Here is a 16,682-nt window from a genome sequence, read left to right on the forward strand (position 1 = left end):
TTTTCTTGCCTGAACGTTTGACAGGGCAGCTTTACAGCCTTTTACAAGCGAGTGGCGGTAGCGTACTTGTTATTCCCTATGGGTATTAATAAATATCTTCTTATTCCTTTACGAATATTTCGCCCTCCCTATACTTGTCTCCAAGCACGCAAACTTACTGGAGGCGTCCCCATGCGCAATGAGTCGATTCGCTACCTGATTGTGCCGGGTTGGCAAGGATCGCCAGACAACCATTGGCAGAGTCACTGGCAGCGCACCCTGCCCAACAGTGCACGGGTTGAACAGCAAGACTGGCTCACCCCGCAGCGGCAGGACTGGGTGCACGCGCTGGAGCAGTCGATTGCCGCCGACCGCTCGCCGGTGATCCTGATTGCCCACAGCCTTGGTTGCATCACTGTCGCCCATTGGGCAGCTCAGGCAAGCCCAGCCTTGCTGCGGCAGGTGCGTGGTGCACTGCTGGTGGCGCCGGCAGATGTCGAACGGCCCACTTGTGCACCCGTGCTGCGCAACTTTGCGCCGATCCCTACCGAGGTGCTGCCGTTCCCTAGCCAGGTCGTCAGCTCGGACAACGACCCGGCCGTGAACGTGCCACGGGCGCTGTACCTGGCCCAGGCATGGGGCGCCGAAGCGGGTTTGCTGAGCAATGCCGGGCACATCAACGTCAAGTCCGGTCATGAGCGTTGGGAACAAGGCTTCGCCTACCTGTATCGCTTGCAGAGCCGGATCGAACAGCGCGCACTGCGCCGCGCCTGATCGCCCTTACTGTTCACCCTTTGCCTGACGCCTGGCCATTACGGGCCTGGGGCGGGAGTTCGTCATGACGTTTCAAAACCCGTTCGGCCAGCCGCTACTGACCTTCCCTGAGCTGGACAAGAGCCCGCTGAGCATTCGTGCCAAGGCGCTGGTGTTCATCGACCCGCGCTCGCAGCAGCTGCGCGAGGACCTTGAGCGCCTGGCGCTACAACCTTTGCCAGTGCTGATCCGTGGCGAAACCGGCACCGGCAAGGAGCTGCTGGCTCGGCAGATCCACCGTACCAGCGACCGTGGAGGTTTGTTCGTGTCGGTCAACTGCGCGGCCATCAGCCCCACCTACGCCGATGCCGAGCTGTTTGGCTATAGCGCGGGCACCCATGGCGGTACGGCCAGCAGCCGCGCCGGCTGGTTCGGTTCGGCCAGCGGCGGCACCTTGTACCTGGACGAAATTGCCGACTTGCCGTTGGCCATCCAGGGCAAGCTGCTGGCGGCCCTGGAAAACCGCGAGGTCACTCGGGTGGGCGCGCAGCAGCCACAGCCGGTGGATGTGCGCCTGGTAGCCGCCACCAGCATCGACCTGGCCCGTGTAGTACGTGCAGGGCGCTTCAACGAGCGCCTGTACCAGTATCTGCGCGAGGGCGCGCTGGAACTGCCGCCGCTGCGCGAGCGGCCGGGCGATATCCTGCCGCTGGCCGAGTACTTCGTGGGCATCTACAGCGTGCGCCTGCAACGGCCTGTGCCCTTGGTGAGCGAGGCGGCGCAGCGGGTGCTGGAGGCGCATTTCTGGCCGGGCAATACCCGCGAACTGGAGAACGTCATCCACTTTGCCTTGCTGGTCAATGACGGCGAAGAGATCCTGCCAGAAGACCTCGAACTGCCTGACCCCGCGCGTTAGACATCGCTCATGGGTAAAGGGGCTGATGGTATTGTGTTTTTGGAATAAGCAGCTAAGTAAAAGATATTGTTGCGGAATAAAAAATTTGGGTATCGTCCGCCTCACGCCCACTGGTGAACCGGTTGGGCACCCGATTTGCCATCGTCGATGGCCCAGATTCAGAACAAGGACCACCATGAAGAAGACCCTGCTGACCACTGCCCTGGCTGCTGCCCTGGCGTTCTCCGGCCTGGCCGCTGCTGCCGAGAAACTGGTGGTTGCCGCTACCCCGGTACCGCACGCCGAAATTCTCGAACTGATCAAGCCGACCCTGGCAAAAGAAGGCGTGGACCTTCAGATCAAGGTCTTCACCGATTACGTACAGCCGAACGTGCAGGTGGACCAGAAGCGTCTGGATGCCAACTACTTCCAGACCCTGCCGTACCTGCAGAACTTCAACGAAGGCAAGGGCACCCACCTGGAAACCGTGGTGGGTGTACACGTAGAGCCCTTCGGTGGCTACTCGAAGAAGGTCAAGGCCCTGAGCGAGCTGAAAGAAGGCGCAACCGTTGCCATCCCTAACGAGGGCAGCAACAGCGGCCGCGCCCTGCTGCTGCTGCAGAAAGCCGGCCTGATCACCCTGAAAGACCCGAAGAATGCCCTGGCCACCCCCAAGGACATCGCCGAGAACCCGAAGAAGCTGAAGTTCCGCGAGCTTGAGTCGGCGATGCTGCCCCGTGTGCTGGACCAGGTCGACCTGGACATGATCAACACCAACTACGCCCTGGAAGCTGGCCTGAACCCGGCTAAAGATGCACTGGTGATCGAAGGTGCCGACTCGCCTTACGTGAACTTCCTGGTGGCCCGCCCGGACAACAAGGACAGTGAGGCCATCCAGAAACTGGCCAAGGCCCTGACCAGCCCTGAAGTGAAGGAATTCATCGCCAAGAAGTACCAGGGTGCGGTGCTGCCGGCGTTCTGATGCGCTTGCTTCACCTTGCATGACCCGACGCCGACACCTTTGTGTCGGCGTTTTCATTGCTGGGATCTCTGAAAGCTGGCGCGATCCCTGTGGGAGCGGGTTTACCCGCGAAGAATCCAACGCGCTGCATGGCACCGGCTGCGCCGGTGTTCGCGGCTAAATCCCTACAGTGCTCGCGCAAACTTTTGGGTTTTGAGCAAGGCAGCCCCTTACGGCCCTGGCACCAATCGCAAGGTACTCTGCGCCGGTATTACCCCCATCTGTGCCTTCTGATACTGCCCCTGCACATACCCCTCAGCCTGGTCCGCGTAATGCCGGTCAAACGGCACGCCACTCTGCCCAACCGGGTTGCTGGTCAGCGCCTGCCCGGCATCGGCAAAGTCGATCAGCCGCCGCGTCGACGGCCCGTACGTCACCGGCCATGGCGCCGGGCCGATCTTCGCCGAAAGGTTGTTCGGTACTTCATGAGTACCCGGTGCGGCAAACGGCCCAACGTTGAACAGCAGGTTCAGCGGCTTTTTCACCCCCAGCGGATGGTTGTGGGTCAGGGTATGGGCCTTGCCCCACTGCCAGCTGGCTGGGTCCTTGCCGAGGGTGTCGCGCAAGTGGCCAAGGCTCTTCTGCCAGGCTTCGCGCACGATCGAGCTGCGGTCAGTGCGCTGGTTGGCGCCGCGGGTGTTCCACCAGGGCGACTCGGCATCGGCGGCAAGACGCGGCAGCGCGGCATCGATGGCACGGGTGCTGATCAGCACCGGGAACCAGGTATCGCCCAATTCGTCATGCAACGCGGCATAGGCCAGCGCATAGAGGAACTGGTTGAACAGCGTGGCACTGGTTGAGTCCAGTGGATAGTCGCCGCGCCAGGCAGCCAGCTGCTCGACCAGTTCCTTTTCCTCGTCACCCTGGGCGATCTGACGCAACGTCGCTAGCAGCGGTGCCAAGGTGCGCGGGCCGTAATCGCTGGCCGTATCGAGTTGCAGCGCCTGGCTGTTCTGCATGTCCCATTTCACCTCCGGGTTGGCCAGCTGGCGATCGAGCTGGCGGCCGCGGTCGGCGAGGTTGTAGTAGCCGGGTATCGGCACCACGGCGGGTGGCTGGTAGTTGGCCGAGACGATATAACCGCTGGCCGGATTCTCCTGTTGCGGGTTGACGCTGAAGGGGTAAAAGCCGGGTTTGTCGGCCTGGCTGCTGGCGCCGTCGAGGATGAACGCCGGGTTCACACCGTCCGGGCGAATCGGCAGTTTTGCCGCCGCCCACCAGCCGATATCGCCACGGGCATTGGCCCAGACGAAGTTCAGCCCCGGCGCCTGCACCTTGGCAGCCGCTTCGCGCATCTTGCCCAGGGTGTCGGCGCGATTGAGCTGGTAGAAGCCTTCGAGGATCGGGTTCTCGGTTTCGAGGAACGCCCACCACATGGCAATCGGCGTGGTCCCTGCCGTGGCGCCGAGGACTTCGTTGACGATTGGCCCGTGGGGTGAGCGGCGCAGGTTGATGGTGACCGGTTGCTCGCCTTTGATTGCAATCTGCTGCTCGGTCTTTTCCAGTGTGCGCCACTGGCCATCGACCATGACCTGGTCAGCGTTGGCAGGGTTGGTCTTTTCTGCGATCAGGTCGACGTCATCGTTCTGGAACATGGTCAGGCTCCAGCCAAAATCACGGTTGTGGCCGAGCAGAGCGAACGGGTTGAGAGCCTGGAAATAGCCGTAGAGATTGAAACCGGGCGCTGACAGCTCGGCCTCGTACCACACCGCAGGTACGGCGAAGCTGATGTGCGGGTCGCCAGCCAGCAACGGTTTGCCACTGCGAGTGCGGCTACCCGCGACCGCCCAGGCGTTGCTGCCTTCGAACTGCGGGATGCCGGCGTCGCCCAGTGCATCATTGCTTAAGCGCGCAAGTGCTTCCAGGCTTTGCCAGTCGGCAGCGGCCAGTGGCGTGCCCAATGCGCCCTCGGGTTGCCAGCCAAGGTCGAATATTTTCAGGTAGTCAGGCCCCAGCTGGTCGCGGATGTAGGTCAGCGCTGGCTCGGTGCGGAACGCGGCGGCAAAACTGTAGGCCAGGTAGCCGGCGATGCTCAGCGTGTCCTCGGCGGTGAACGGGCGCGGGGTGATGCCGAGCAGGTCGAATTCCGTGGGCTTGGGGTGGCTGGCCTGCCAACTGTTGACCCCCTCGAGGTAGGCTTGCAGGGCCTTCCATGCCGGCGCCTGCGGATCCTGTCGCTTGGCCATCAGCGCGGCCTGCTCGCGTATGCGCAGGCTGCGGAACAGGGTGTCGGTGGGCAGCAGCTTGTCGCCGAGCACCTCAGCCAGTTCGCCACGGGCCAGGCGGCGCAAAATCTCCATCTGGAACAGCCGATCCTGGGCATGCACGTAGCCCAGTGCACGGTAAAGGTCCGGCTCGCTCTGTGCCTGCAGGTGTGGCACGCCGCGGGCGTCGTAGCGCACGCTGACCGGCGCTTGCAGGCCGGTAATGGCGACCTCGCCCTCGCGCTGCGGCAGCTTCCCCTGCATGTACCAGTAACCGGCGGCGCCAGCGGAAACGGTGACTACCACCGCCAGCAGGGTCAGGCTGCGCTTCATTCAGACTCCTTGTGCATTCAAACGAAAAATGTGGTCCGATCATCGGCGGATTCGCGAACAGAGCATAGCCCCAGGAAGGAGTTTCCATGTCCCTCAGCGAAAAACACAAAATGCTCACCGGCCAGCTCTACCATGCTGGCTGCCCTGAACTGCAGGCCGAGCAGATCGCCAACAAGCACTGGATGCACCGCTACAACAACAGTGTCGAACTGCTCAACGACGCACGCCACGGGCTGCTTGTGGCGCATTTTGGCCAGGTTGGCGAAGGCGCGGTGATTCGCCCGCCGTTCTATTGCGACTACGGCTACAACATCAGCGTCGGCCGTAATACGTTCATGAACTTCAACTGCGTGATCCTCGACGTGGTGCCGGTGCGTATCGGCGACGACTGTCAGATCGGTCCCAACGTGCAGATCTACACCGCCGACCATCCGCTCGATCCTGAAGTGCGGCGCAGCGGGCTGGAGAGTGGGCGGACGGTGACCATCGGCGACAACGTGTGGATCGGCGGTGCGGCGATCATCCTGCCGGGGGTGACCATCGGTGATAACGCCATCGTCGGCGCCGGCAGTGTGGTGACCCGGGATGTGCCCGCGGGCGCGACGGTGGTGGGCAACCCGGCGAGGGTCCGTCAGCCCGACCAAGGGCAGTAGCAGCCTACCGCCAGGGTATTGGAGGCGTTGACCTGGCGGCCGTCGAGCAAAGCCTTGAGGATTGGCTCGATGAAGCTGTTGCTGGCGTTGCACACAGCACCTTCGCTGTAGGGGCCAAAATAAGCCAGGCGGCCTTGCCGGTCCCAGATGGCCACGGCCGGGGACGCAGGCAGGTGCTCGCTGCCGGGCAGGTGGGTGATGGGTTGCAAGCTACCGATATTGGCCGGTAGCTGGCCGTGGCTGCCGGGCTTTTGCAGCACATGGAAGGTAACGTCGTGGCCAGCGAACTGGCTGATAAGGTCGCCCAGGTGCTGTTGGTTGCCAACGTTGCATGGGCAGGCCGGGTCCCAGAAATGCACGACACGGATCGGGCCAGCACCGGCCAGCTCGGCAGGTAGCTGTAACTGGCTGCCGTCGAACAGCGTGGCCTGGTTGTCGAACGGGCGCAGGTAGCGGGCCTGAAAGGCGCTGTAGGCCTGCCAGAGAATTACGGCGCCGACCAACAAGGCGATGACCGTGCACAGCGGTTTGATGATTCGGCTATTCATGAAGAGTCGGTGGCCCTTGTGGGAGCAACTGTCTTGCTCAATTTCTAAAAGCTGGCGCCGATCCCTGTGGGAGCGGCCTTGCGTCGCGAAAGGGCCGCGCAGCGGCCCCAGGATCTCGGCATCATGCATAGATCGCTGGGGCCGCTTTGCGGCCTGTTCGCGACACAAGGCCGCTCCCACAATTAGTTCGGTGCTGGTTGTTGGAGGTGAGCAAGCTTGCCATGGCGCCGGCCAGAGCTGAAGATTCCAGATCAATACTTGCATCAATGTGGATGTACCCGATGCCCCCTGCCTTTCACCCCGACTGCCTGCGCACCAGCCTGGCGCCGTTCACCACTCGCCAGCCACTGTCGGCACAAGCGCAGGACTACCAGCGCTTCTATGGCCTGGACCTGCCGGCACACAGCTGGCTGGGCGGCTTCCAGGCGGCGGGGTTCGACCTGGTCGGGCAGGCCTGGCTACCCGAGCAGCCCAGCGCGACGTTGTTCCTGCTGCACGGCTATTACGACCACATGGGCCTCTACCAGCATGTGATTGCGTGGGCACTCAAGCAAGGTTTTGCGGTGATCAGTTGCGACCTGCCCGGCCACGGCCTGTCCAGCGGCGAGCGGGCCAGCATCACTGACTTCGCGGTGTACCAGCAGGTGCTGGAGGCCTTGTTCGAACAGGCGCACACGCTGCAACTGCCGCACCCGTGGCACCTTTGTGGGCAGAGCACGGGGGGGGCGATTGCCGTGGACCATCTGCTGCACCAGGGCGCACGCAGCCCCGTCGATGGCCAGGTCATCCTGCTGGCCCCGCTGGTGCGGCCATGTTCCTGGCGCTGGTCGAAGTTCAGTTATTGCGTGCTGCGCCACTTCGTCAATGGCATCGAACGGCGCTTCAGTGAGAACACCAACGACCCGGCCTTCCTGCCGTTCCTGGAGGCCGACCCGCTGCAACCGCGTCGCCTGCCAACGGCCTGGGTGGGCGCACTGATCGCCTGGGTCAAACGCATCGAGGCCGCGCCGCGCAGTGCGCGTCGGCCATTGATCGTGCAGGGGGAGGCAGATGGCACGGTGGACTGGCCCTACAACCTCGAAGTGCTCAAGGCCAAGTTTGCCGAGCCACAGATCCTGATGCTGCCCGAGGCCCGTCACCACCTGGCCAACGAGTTGCCGGGCATCCGCCAGCGCTACTTCGACTTCATCGACCAGCGCCTGGGCTGATCACTTCAGGTCGTTGGTGCTTTGACCAACCGCCAGGGCGGCGCGTACAGCGGCCAGGGCCGCCTGGTAGTAAGCCTTGCCCTCTGGCGACTCGGCAAAGGTGGCGAACGCTTCCAGCTCGGCATCGGACAGGTCGCGGTAGACGTACAGCAGGGTGTTGTTCAGGTCTTCGCCAATCTGCCCCATCAACCGCTGGCGCTGGCCATCCAGCAGGCTTTGGGCCTGGCCGCCGCCGAACAGGCCGGGGATCATCGAGCTGAGGCTGTCGGCGGCTACACCGGCGATGGCAAGGCTCACTTCGGCGCCGGCTTCACGCGCAGGCAGGGCTTGGGCCAGGTGGCCGATGACCAGCAGACGATCGTCGCTGGCCTGGATCTTGGGCAGGCCTTTGGCGTTCTTGGCCAGTTCGTCCTTTCGGGTGGCCTTGAGCTCGGCCGCCACCACTTTGCGCCCTAGCGGTGACTGGAAGAAGGCCAGGGCCGGTGCCGGGTTGGCCAGGGTGGCGCGCAGCTTTGCCTGGGCGCGACGGTCCACCGCCTGGGCCTGGAAGCGCTGGTTGCTGTTGTTGACCAGCGCCTGGTAGACGGCGGGTGGCAAACTGTTGCGGTAGCGCTCCTGGGCAGCGGTCAGGGCATCGTTGAAGTGGGCGCGCTGGTCGGGCCAGCCGGCGGCCTTGTACAGTTGATCCAGGTTGTCTGCCCAGACAGGCATGGTGCAGATCATCAGCAGAATCAGGGAAAACAGACGGCGCATTCAGGACTCCTGTCGGCAGGTGGCTATTGTCCTTGGCCCGGCGCCGGTTTGTCGAGATACCCGCGTGTTTCTCGGCCAAGTGGCGCTGTGCGGCGACAGGGCGAATGGATATGATGCGCGCCATGCACATATCCCCTGAACACCCGATGCTTGCGGCCGTCGTCGACGATCTGGCCACCCATGGCTGGTCCCAGCAGGCGCACTTTCTGCCTGCCGACCTGGTGCGCGCGCTGGCGGCCGAGTGTCGTCGCCGTGATGCCGAAGGCGAACTGAACCCCGCAGGGGTTGGGCGGGGTGCTACCCAGGAGGTGCGCGAAGCCATTCGCGGTGACCAGATCCAGTGGATCGACCCGGGGCAGGCCGAGGCCTGCGACCTGTACCTGGCGGCGATGGATCAGCTGCGCCTGGCAATCAACCAAGGCCTTTTCCTGGGCCTGGAAGACTTTGAATGCCACTTTGCCCTGTACCCACCGGGGGCGTTCTATCGCCGGCACCTGGACCGCTTCCGCGACGATGACCGTCGCATGGTCTCGGCGGTGCTTTACCTCAATGAAGGCTGGCAATCGCATGACGGTGGCCAGTTGCGTATGTTCCTGGCCGACGGTGTCGAGCACGATGTCGAGCCAGTGGCCGGTTGCCTGGTGGTATTCCTGTCGGGCGAAGTGCCTCACGAAGTCCTGCCGGCCGGGCGTGAGCGGCTGTCATTGACCGGCTGGTTCAGGCGGCGTGGCAATGACCCGTTCTGAGAGGCCCAAGGTGCTGGTGAGCGCCTGCCTTTTGGGGCAGCCAGTACGCTATGACGGCCGGGCAAGCGGTCATCCCGATTTGTTGCAGCAGTGGCAGGCCGAAGGGCGCGTGGTGCCGTTGTGCCCGGAGGTAGCCGGTGGCTTGCCGACACCGCGGCCACCAGCAGAGATCCTGGGAGGGCAGGGCAGCGCAGTGCTCGATGGCGACACGCAGGTGCTGACGGTGACGGGTGAAGATGTCAGTGCCGCGTTTCTGGCGGGTGCGCAGTTGGCGCTGGAGCTGGTACGGCGGCATGGCATTCGCGTAGCGGTGCTGAAGTCTGGTAGCCCTTCGTGTGGCAACCGGTTGACCTATGATGGCACCTTCAGGGGTGTGAAAGTGGCGGGGGAAGGGGTAACCACGGCGCTGCTGCGGCGGGCGGGCGTGCAGGTGTTCAGCGAGCTGGAGCTGGACCAGGCGCAGCGGGCTTTGGCTGATAGATCTGCTTGAACCTGCGCCGGCCCTTTTGCGGGTGAACCCGTTCCTACCGCGGTGGTGGNGGGTGGACACAGCCCGTCGTGTAGGAGCGGGTTCACCCGCGAAGAGGCCGGCCCTGCTGGCCAATCTCCCCCGCCGATCACCGTTGCCGCCGCCACTGTATTAGCGGGTACAGGTTGCAAAGAAGACCTCACTGCCCGCCTGCAGTCTCCTGCACACCCTTGAACCACTTCTGCTCAAGCTCGGCAGTCCGGCCACTGTCTTTCAAGCGCTGCAACGCATTGTTTACGGCGCTTTCAAAAGCCGGGTTGTCCTTCTGAAACGGGATCACCAGCTTCTTCTCGCCAATCGGCAGGCTTACATCGAGCGGGCCGTCGCCTGTGAGCGATTCACTCGACGGGGCGAACGCGATGTCGTACTTGCCACTCTCGACACCCGCCAGCACTTCGGCAGACGGGGCTTCGACGAACTCGGCGCGCAAGTCCAGTTCCTTGGCCAGGGCCTGGCCAAATTCGATGTCGAAACCTGTCAGGTGGTCGTCTTGTTTGAAGGCGTATGGCGAGTTCTCGGCCTGTACGGCAATGCGCAGTTCGCCCCGGTCGGCGATTTCGTCGATCAGCTCTGCCTGAGCCAATGGACTGATCAGTACTGCCAGCAGTACCCCTATGGTCGAACGCATGTATGCCCCTTTTCTTTTAGCAGTTTGAAATCGATCGCCACGGCTTTCTTCCTCGCCGTGATCGAGCGCAGCCTATGACCTTCAAGCCTCGGCATTGTTTAACCCTGACTGAAATATTTCTGCCAGGCAATGTGAACACCTTGGCGCATATTTCAACTAAGGTGAACTACCGCCGCGTTTGGATGACAGGCTGCGGTCAATAAGTGAATCACAGGAGAAGTGAATGAACAGCCTATTTTCGCGTGCTGCCGTTGCCGGTCTGCTGATGGGAGCGTCGGTGTTCGCCAGTGCCGCAGACGCCCTGAAGAGCCAGGAGCCGCCCAAGGAGGCGAAGGTCTTCATCGTTTCCCCCGCCGATGGTGCCACGGTCGACAAAACCTTCACCGTCAAGTTCGGTATCGAGGGTATGGGCCTCAAGCCTGCGGGTGACCAAACCCCGCACACCGGGCACCACCATCTGCTGGTGGATGTCGACAAAGAGCCGGTGGCTGACATGCCACTGCCGACCAGCCTGATGCCAGAGGCCGGCGTCGCACTGCCGAAGGGGCCGCAAGTGCTGCACTTTGGCAAGGCACAGACCGAAACCAGCATTACCCTGACCCCGGGCAAGCACACCCTGCAACTGATTCTGGGTGACCAGTATCATGTGCCGTTCAAGCCTAGCGTCGAGTCGAAGAAGATCACGGTTGAAGTGAAATAAAAAAAGGGAGGCCTTCAGGGCCTCCCTTTTTCATGCTGCACCGAGACTTAGAACAGGACGCGGGAACGGATGGTGCCCTTGACCTGTTGCAGTTTCTCTTGCGCAAGGTCCGAGTACTCGGCGTCAACGTCGATTACCACGTAACCGACTTTCTCGTTGGTCTGCAGGAACTGACCGGAGATGTTGATACCGTTCTCGGCGAAGACCTTGTTGATCTCGCTGAGCACGCCCGGGATGTTTTCGTGGATGTGCAGCAGGCGGTGCTTGCCTGGGTGAGCCGGCAGGGCCACTTCCGGGAAGTTGACCGAGGACACCGAGGTACCGTTGTCGCTGTACTTGACCAGCTTCTCGGCCACTTCCAGACCGATGTTGGCCTGGGCTTCGGCGGTGGAACCACCAATGTGCGGCGTCAGGATCACGTTGTCGAGGCCGCGCAGCGGGCTTTCGAACTCTTCGTCGTTGGAGCGTGGCTCGACCGGGAACACGTCGATGGCGGCGCCGATCAGGTGCTTGTCCTTGATGGCAGCGGCCAGGTGGTCCAGTTCGACCACGGTGCCACGGGCGGCGTTGATCAGGATCGCGCCCTTCTTCATCGAGCGGATTTCCTTCTCGCCGATCATCCACTGGGTGGAGGGCAGCTCAGGCACGTGCAGCGAGACGATGTCAGCCAGGCCCAGCAGCTCGTTCAGGCTGGTGACCTGCACGGCGTTGCCCAGTGGCAGCTTGGTCAGCGGGTCGAAGAAGTACACCTGCATGCCCATGTTCTCAGCCAGTACCGAAAGCTGGGTACCAATCGAGCCGTAGCCGACGATGCCCAGTTTCTTGCCGCGGATTTCAAACGAGTTAGCCGCGCTCTTGATCCAGCCACCACGGTGGCAGGAGGCGTTCTTCTCAGGGATGCCGCGCAGCAGCAGGATGGCTTCGGCCAGCACCAGCTCGGCCACCGAACGGGTGTTGGAGTACGGTGCGTTGAACACGGCGATACCGCGCGCGCGGGCAGCTTCCAGGTCAACCTGGTTGGTACCGATGCAGAAGCAGCCAACAGCGACCAGTTTCTTGGCGCAGTCGAAGATCTCTTCAGTGAGCTGGGTACGCGAACGGATGCCGATGAAGTGGGCGTCAGCGATCTTTTCCTTCAGCTCGGCTTCCGGCAACGAACCAGTGAGGTATTCGATGTTGGTGTAGCCGGCGGCCTTGAGAGTATCGACCGCGTTCTGGTGCACACCTTCAAGAAGAAGGAACCGGATCTTGCTCTTGTCGAGAGAAGTCTTGCTCATCTGCGTAAACCTGTATCCCGGAGATAAATTGGCGAGGGGTGATGCCAGGCGCGAGGGCAGCCTTAGCATGAACAGCGGGAGGGCTATGCTAGCATACGCGACACAATCTGAGCTTATCCCGACAGGTGAAGAGTGCTCAGGGTGACCATGAATAAGTCGAGAGTTCCAGCGATGACCCACCCCGCTGTTATTGAAGAACTGATGACCCTTGTCGACCCTGGCAAGGTCCTGACTGACCCGGTTTCCCTCGAAGCGTATGGCAAGGACTGGACCAAGCATTATCCGCCAGCGCCCAGCGCCATCGTCTTCCCCAAAACGATAGAACAGGTGCAAGCCATTGTGCACTGGGCCAATGCGCACAAGGTGGCGCTGGTGCCCTCTGGCGGGCGCACCGGGCTTTCTGCCGGCGCCGTGGCGGCCAATGGCGAGGTTGTCGTCGCCTTCGACTACATGAACCAGATCCTTGGCTTCAATGCTTTCGACCGTACTGTGGTTTGCCAGCCAGGGGTCGTCACCCGCCAGCTGCAAACCTACGCCGAAGAGCAAGGCCTGTATTACCCGGTGGACTTCGCTTCCAGCGGTTCCAGCCAGATTGGCGGCAATATCGGCACCAATGCCGGCGGGATCAAGGTGATTCGTTACGGTATGACCCGCAACTGGGTGGCCGGGCTGAAAGTGGTCACCGGCAAGGGCGAGTTGCTGGAGCTGAACAAAGACCTGATCAAGAACGCCACCGGCTACGACCTGCGCCAGCTGTTCATTGGTGCCGAGGGTACGCTGGGCTTCGTGGTCGAGGCCACCATGCGCCTGGACCGCGCACCGTGCAACCTCACCGCCATGGTGCTGGGCACACCGGACTTCGACGCTATCATGCCGGTGCTGCACGCCTTCCAGGGCAAGCTGGACTTGACCGCTTTCGAGTTCTTCTCCGACAAGGGGTTGGCCAAGATCCTCGCCCGCGGCGATGTGCCTGCGCCATTCGCGACGGATTGCCCGTTCTATGCGCTGCTGGAGTTCGAGGCCAGCACTGAAGAGGTTGCCAATGAAGCATTGGCTACCTTCGAGCACTGCGTCGAGCAGGGTTGGGTGCTGGATGGGGTGATGAGCCAGAGCGAAAGCCAGCTGAGAAACCTGTGGAAGCTGCGCGAGTACCTGTCGGAAACCATCTCGCACTGGACACCGTACAAGAACGACATTTCCGTCACCGTCTCGAAAGTGCCTGCGTTCCTGCGCGATATCGACGCCATCGTCTCAGCGCATTACCCGGACTATGAAGTGGTGTGGTACGGCCATATTGGTGATGGCAACCTGCACCTGAACATCCTCAAGCCTGAGCATATGAGCAAGGACGACTTCTTCGCTTCGTGTGCCAAGGTCAACAAGTGGGTGTTCGAGATCGTCGAGCGTTACAACGGGTCGATTTCTGCCGAGCATGGCGTGGGCATGACCAAGCGTGACTACCTGGGCTACAGCCGCTCCCCCGAAGAAATCGCCTGCATGAAGGCAATAAAGGCCGTGTTCGACCCTAACGGCATCATGAATCCGGGTAAGATCTTCGCACCTGAATAAAAAGCAGTATCCAGAAGGAGTCGGCCATGAGTTACCAGCACCAGTACGTAGACGGCACGCGCATTCACTTCCCCCTGGGCAAGGTGGTGTGCATCGGCCGTAACTATGCCGAGCATGCCAAGGAACTGGACAACCCGATCCCCACCGAGCCGCTGCTGTTCATCAAGCCAGGCAGCTGCGTGGTGCCGGCCGAAGGTGGCTTCAAGATCCCGGCCGAGCGTGGGTCGGTGCACTATGAGGTTGAAATTGCCGTGCTGCTGGGCAAGCCGCTGTCGACCCACCCGAGCGAGGAAGAGGTGCTGGACGCCATTTCCGGTTACGCACCGGCGCTGGACCTGACCCTGCGCGACGTGCAGGCCAAACTGAAGGAAAAGGGCCTGCCTTGGGAGCTGGCCAAGTGCTTTGACGGCGCTTGCGTGCTGCCACCGTTCGTCTCGGCCGCCAGCTTTGAGGACGTGACAGACATCCCGGTGCGCCTGACCGTGAACGGCGAAGTGCGCCAGGAGGGTAACAGCGCGATGATGCTGAACCCGATCGTGCCGATGATCCAGTACATGGCAGCGCATTTCTCACTACAAGCGGGGGATGTAATCCTCACCGGTACCCCGGCGGGTGTTGGGCCGTTCAATGTCGGTGACGAGCTGGTGCTGGAACTGCCGGGTGTGAGCCGCTTCGAAAGCCGGGTGCTTTAACTCGAAACCGCGTCGCCTTTTTCGCGGGTAAACCCGCTCCTACAGGGAACGCGTCGCCTTCTTCGCGGGTAAACCCGCTCCTACAGGGATTGCAGCACCTTGGGAGCGGGCATGCCCGCGAATGGGCCGGCACTGTTTACCGATTTTTCACACCCAATCCGGATAATGCGCGCACCTACGCCCATTTCCCCAGGATCACCGCATGCCATCCTCCTCCAGCGCCCCGGCAACTCCCAAGCGTCGCTTCTACCTGCGCTGGCCCTTCGGCCTGGCCGTGGCGGCGGTGATCGGCTATGGCGTGGCCGTGGCCATGCACTGGGATGACCGCGGTGCACTGTGGGTAAAAGAAAGCTTCGAAAGCACCACCGCGCGCAGCGATAGCGTGTGGCTGCCGGATTACCAGGTGGACATCGACGCCAAACCGCTGCCGGGCATGGACGATGACGAAGCCTCGGACGTGGCCTTCAACCCGCAGACCCGCACCCTGTTCGCGGTCATGGGCAAGAACCCGTTCCTGGTCGAGCTGAGCCTGGAGGGCGATGTACTGCGCAAGATCCCGCTCAACGGCTGGAACAACCCCGAAGGCATCGCGGTGCTGGAAGACGGCAACCTGGCCATCACCGACGAGCGCCTGCATGACCTGACCGTGGTCAAGGTGGACGCGCAGACCACTGCACTGAATCACGACGACTTCCCGAGCCACGACCTGGGCCCTTCGGCCAAGAGCAACAAGGGCTTCGAGGCCATCGCCTGGGACCCGCTGCGCCAGCGCCTGATCATTGGTGAGGAGCGCCCGCCCAAGCTGTACACCTGGAACACCGATGGCCGCAGCCCGCTCAAGGGTGAGAAGCAGCCGTTGCCTAGCGATGAGCTCGACTTGCGCAACCTGTCTGCGCTGGGTGTCGACCCGCGTACCGGCCACTTGCTGGTGCTCTCGGCCGACTCCAACATGCTGCTGGAGCTGGACGAGCAGGGCCAGCAAGTCAGCTTCATGACGCTGCTGGGCGGCTTCAACGGGCTTGAAGACACCATTCCGCGGGCTGAAGGGGTGGCCATGGACGACAGAGGAAACTTATATATGGTCAGCGAGCCGGCGCTTTTCTATCGATTCAAAAAGAACTGACAACATCATCAGATTTGCCTGACATTTGCATTAAGCTTTGCTTCAGCCATTCATGATTAGATTCGCCACCCCTGTGTCGAGTCTGTCCCTATGCGTCGTTTTGTTCGCCTGTTCCTTGTTCTGGCTGCCATTGGTCTGCTCCTGCTTGGCTGGGCTGGGCAGGAGTTTCGCCTGTTCGAGCGTGGCTGGTTCAATCTCAAGACCTGGTGGCAGCCTGTGGAGCGAAGCATTGGCCTGGATCGCTACCGGGTGGTGCTGGAGGCGCAGCCGATCGAAGGGCTGGATGATGACATTTCGGCGCTGACCTACGACCCCGACCGCAAAACCCTCTTCACGGTCACCAATGCCCGTTCGGAGCTGATCGAGCTGTCGCTGGATGGCCGTATCCTGCGGCGTGTGCCGCTGACTGGCTTCGGCGACCCGGAGGCTGTGGAGTACGTTGGGCCAAACAGCTATGTGATCACCGACGAGCGTCAGCAACGGCTGATTCGCGTACGGCTGGAAGACGACACGATGTTTCTCGATGCCGGTGATGCCGAACAGCTGACATTGGGTATTGGCCTCAATGGCAACAAAGGCTTCGAGGGCCTTGCCTACGATTCGGCGGGCAAGCGCCTGTTCGTGGCGAAAGAGCGTGATCCGATGCTGATCTATGAGGTGCATGGCTTCCCGCATGACAATCCGGAAAAGCCCTACGCCGTGCATGTGGTGCAGGACCGCAAGCGCGATTCACGGTTGTTTGTGCGGGATTTGTCGAGTTTGCAGTTCGATGAACGCAGCGGGCATTTGCTGGCATTGTCGGACGAGTCGCGGTTGGTGCTGGAGCTGGATGTACAGGGCCAGCCGCTGAGTACCTTGTCGTTGCGCAAGGGCTTCCAGGGGTTGCAGGCGACGGTGCCGCAGGCCGAGGGGATTGCGATGGACGAAGCGGGGACCATTTACCTGGTCAGTGAGCCCAACCTGTTCTATGTGTTCAAGCAGCCGACTGATTGATCGCCTATCAGGGCCTGTTCGCGGGTAAACCCGCTCCTACAGAGATCGCCACGGTTCCAGGCCGGTGGGGTACCTTGT

17 protein-coding genes are annotated in these 16,682 nt (G+C 62.0%); 12 read left to right on the forward strand and 5 right to left on the reverse strand.

What is annotated here, in order from left to right; translation table 11 throughout:
* Nucleotides 1-171: 171 nt before the first annotated feature.
* The 3 genes from ACTJJN_RS21835 (at nucleotide 172) to ACTJJN_RS21845 (ending at nucleotide 2,609) form a co-directional block, all read left to right on the forward strand.
* Entirely contained in the window at nucleotides 172-753 is a 582-nt protein-coding gene (locus ACTJJN_RS21835; RefSeq protein WP_012054034.1) for an alpha/beta hydrolase, read from the forward strand.
* Nucleotides 754-817: 64 nt separating this feature from the next.
* Nucleotides 818-1,648, forward strand: a complete 831-nt coding sequence (locus ACTJJN_RS21840) for a sigma 54-interacting transcriptional regulator (protein WP_324736881.1) — start codon at nucleotides 818-820, stop codon at nucleotides 1,646-1,648.
* 175 nt (nucleotides 1,649-1,823) lie between these two features.
* Nucleotides 1,824-2,609 (forward strand): MetQ/NlpA family ABC transporter substrate-binding protein, encoded by a 786-nt coding sequence (locus ACTJJN_RS21845; RefSeq protein ID WP_324736882.1) that lies wholly within the window; start codon nucleotides 1,824-1,826, stop codon nucleotides 2,607-2,609.
* Between the two features lie 209 nt (nucleotides 2,610-2,818).
* Here ACTJJN_RS21845 and ACTJJN_RS21850 read toward each other — a convergent pair whose 3' ends face one another.
* On the reverse strand, nucleotides 2,819-5,185 hold the full coding sequence (locus ACTJJN_RS21850) for a penicillin acylase family protein (RefSeq protein ID WP_440781606.1): 2,367 nt from the start codon (nucleotides 5,183-5,185) through the stop codon (nucleotides 2,819-2,821).
* Between the two features lie 86 nt (nucleotides 5,186-5,271).
* On the opposite strand from ACTJJN_RS21850, the gene ACTJJN_RS21855 reads away from it, so the two are divergent.
* Nucleotides 5,272-5,838 carry a sugar O-acetyltransferase gene (locus tag ACTJJN_RS21855; RefSeq protein ID WP_014754768.1) on the forward strand — a complete coding sequence of 189 codons (567 nt, stop codon included), beginning with the start codon at nucleotides 5,272-5,274 and terminating at the stop codon, nucleotides 5,836-5,838.
* Here ACTJJN_RS21855 and ACTJJN_RS21860 read toward each other — a convergent pair.
* Complete coding sequence (locus ACTJJN_RS21860) at nucleotides 5,817-6,386, reverse strand: DUF6436 domain-containing protein (RefSeq protein ID WP_010955693.1); 570 nt, start codon at nucleotides 6,384-6,386, stop codon at nucleotides 5,817-5,819. The two genes, ACTJJN_RS21855 and ACTJJN_RS21860, sit on opposite strands and share 22 nt — an antisense overlap.
* A 281-nt stretch (nucleotides 6,387-6,667) precedes the next feature.
* On the opposite strand from ACTJJN_RS21860, the gene ACTJJN_RS21865 reads away from it, so the two are divergent.
* Nucleotides 6,668-7,594: an alpha/beta hydrolase gene (locus ACTJJN_RS21865; RefSeq protein ID WP_017148016.1), complete on the forward strand. Its 927-nt coding sequence runs from the start codon at nucleotides 6,668-6,670 to the stop codon at nucleotides 7,592-7,594.
* Here ACTJJN_RS21865 and ACTJJN_RS21870 read toward each other — a convergent pair whose 3' ends face one another.
* Nucleotides 7,595-8,347 carry a DUF2059 domain-containing protein gene (locus ACTJJN_RS21870; RefSeq protein ID WP_012054028.1) on the reverse strand — a complete coding sequence of 251 codons (753 nt, stop codon included), beginning with the start codon at nucleotides 8,345-8,347 and terminating at the stop codon, nucleotides 7,595-7,597.
* 113 nt (nucleotides 8,348-8,460) lie between these two features.
* On the opposite strand from ACTJJN_RS21870, the gene ACTJJN_RS21875 reads away from it, so the two are divergent.
* Both ACTJJN_RS21875 and ACTJJN_RS21880 read left to right on the forward strand, forming a co-directional pair.
* Nucleotides 8,461-9,093, forward strand: a complete 633-nt coding sequence (locus ACTJJN_RS21875; RefSeq protein ID WP_029611798.1) for a 2OG-Fe(II) oxygenase — start codon at nucleotides 8,461-8,463, stop codon at nucleotides 9,091-9,093.
* The gene (locus tag ACTJJN_RS21880; RefSeq protein WP_017148014.1) at nucleotides 9,080-9,583 is read left to right on the forward strand and encodes a DUF523 domain-containing protein; all 504 of its coding nucleotides are present in this window, start codon (nucleotides 9,080-9,082) and stop codon (nucleotides 9,581-9,583) included. Before ACTJJN_RS21875 ends, ACTJJN_RS21880 begins: the two co-directional genes overlap by 14 nt.
* Nucleotides 9,584-9,761: 178 nt before the next feature.
* Here the strand turns inward: ACTJJN_RS21880 and ACTJJN_RS21885 are convergent, their stop codons facing one another.
* Nucleotides 9,762-10,250, reverse strand: a complete 489-nt coding sequence (locus ACTJJN_RS21885) for a transporter substrate-binding domain-containing protein (protein ID WP_014754763.1) — start codon at nucleotides 10,248-10,250, stop codon at nucleotides 9,762-9,764.
* A gap of 223 nt (nucleotides 10,251-10,473) precedes the next feature.
* Here ACTJJN_RS21885 and ACTJJN_RS21890 point away from each other — a divergent pair, with 223 nt between their 5' ends.
* A complete protein-coding gene (locus ACTJJN_RS21890) occupies nucleotides 10,474-10,950 on the forward strand; it encodes a DUF4399 domain-containing protein (protein WP_010955687.1) in 477 nt (158 codons plus the stop codon).
* Between the two features lie 47 nt (nucleotides 10,951-10,997).
* Here ACTJJN_RS21890 and serA read toward each other — a convergent pair whose 3' ends face one another.
* Nucleotides 10,998-12,227 carry a phosphoglycerate dehydrogenase gene (gene serA, locus ACTJJN_RS21895; protein WP_003248995.1) on the reverse strand — a complete coding sequence of 410 codons (1,230 nt, stop codon included), beginning with the start codon at nucleotides 12,225-12,227 and terminating at the stop codon, nucleotides 10,998-11,000.
* Between the two features lie 171 nt (nucleotides 12,228-12,398).
* Here serA and ACTJJN_RS21900 point away from each other — a divergent pair, with 171 nt between their 5' ends.
* The 4 genes from ACTJJN_RS21900 (at nucleotide 12,399) to ACTJJN_RS21915 (ending at nucleotide 16,604) form a co-directional block, all read left to right on the forward strand.
* Nucleotides 12,399-13,796 (forward strand): FAD-binding oxidoreductase, encoded by a 1,398-nt coding sequence (locus tag ACTJJN_RS21900; protein WP_440781607.1) that lies wholly within the window; start codon nucleotides 12,399-12,401, stop codon nucleotides 13,794-13,796.
* 26 nt (nucleotides 13,797-13,822) lie between these two features.
* Nucleotides 13,823-14,488 (forward strand): fumarylacetoacetate hydrolase family protein, encoded by a 666-nt coding sequence (locus ACTJJN_RS21905; RefSeq protein WP_012054022.1) that lies wholly within the window; start codon nucleotides 13,823-13,825, stop codon nucleotides 14,486-14,488.
* A gap of 202 nt (nucleotides 14,489-14,690) precedes the next feature.
* Complete coding sequence (locus ACTJJN_RS21910; protein ID WP_012054021.1) at nucleotides 14,691-15,611, forward strand: SdiA-regulated domain-containing protein; 921 nt, start codon at nucleotides 14,691-14,693, stop codon at nucleotides 15,609-15,611.
* Between the two features lie 90 nt (nucleotides 15,612-15,701).
* Nucleotides 15,702-16,604, forward strand: coding sequence for an SdiA-regulated domain-containing protein (locus ACTJJN_RS21915; protein WP_012054020.1), 903 nt, complete (start codon nucleotides 15,702-15,704; stop codon nucleotides 16,602-16,604).
* The last annotated feature ends 78 nt before the right edge of the window (nucleotides 16,605-16,682 follow it).

Source organism: Pseudomonas sp. 22515 (genome assembly GCF_052044625.1).
Classification (GTDB): Bacteria; Pseudomonadota; Gammaproteobacteria; order Pseudomonadales; family Pseudomonadaceae; genus Aquipseudomonas; species Aquipseudomonas alloputida.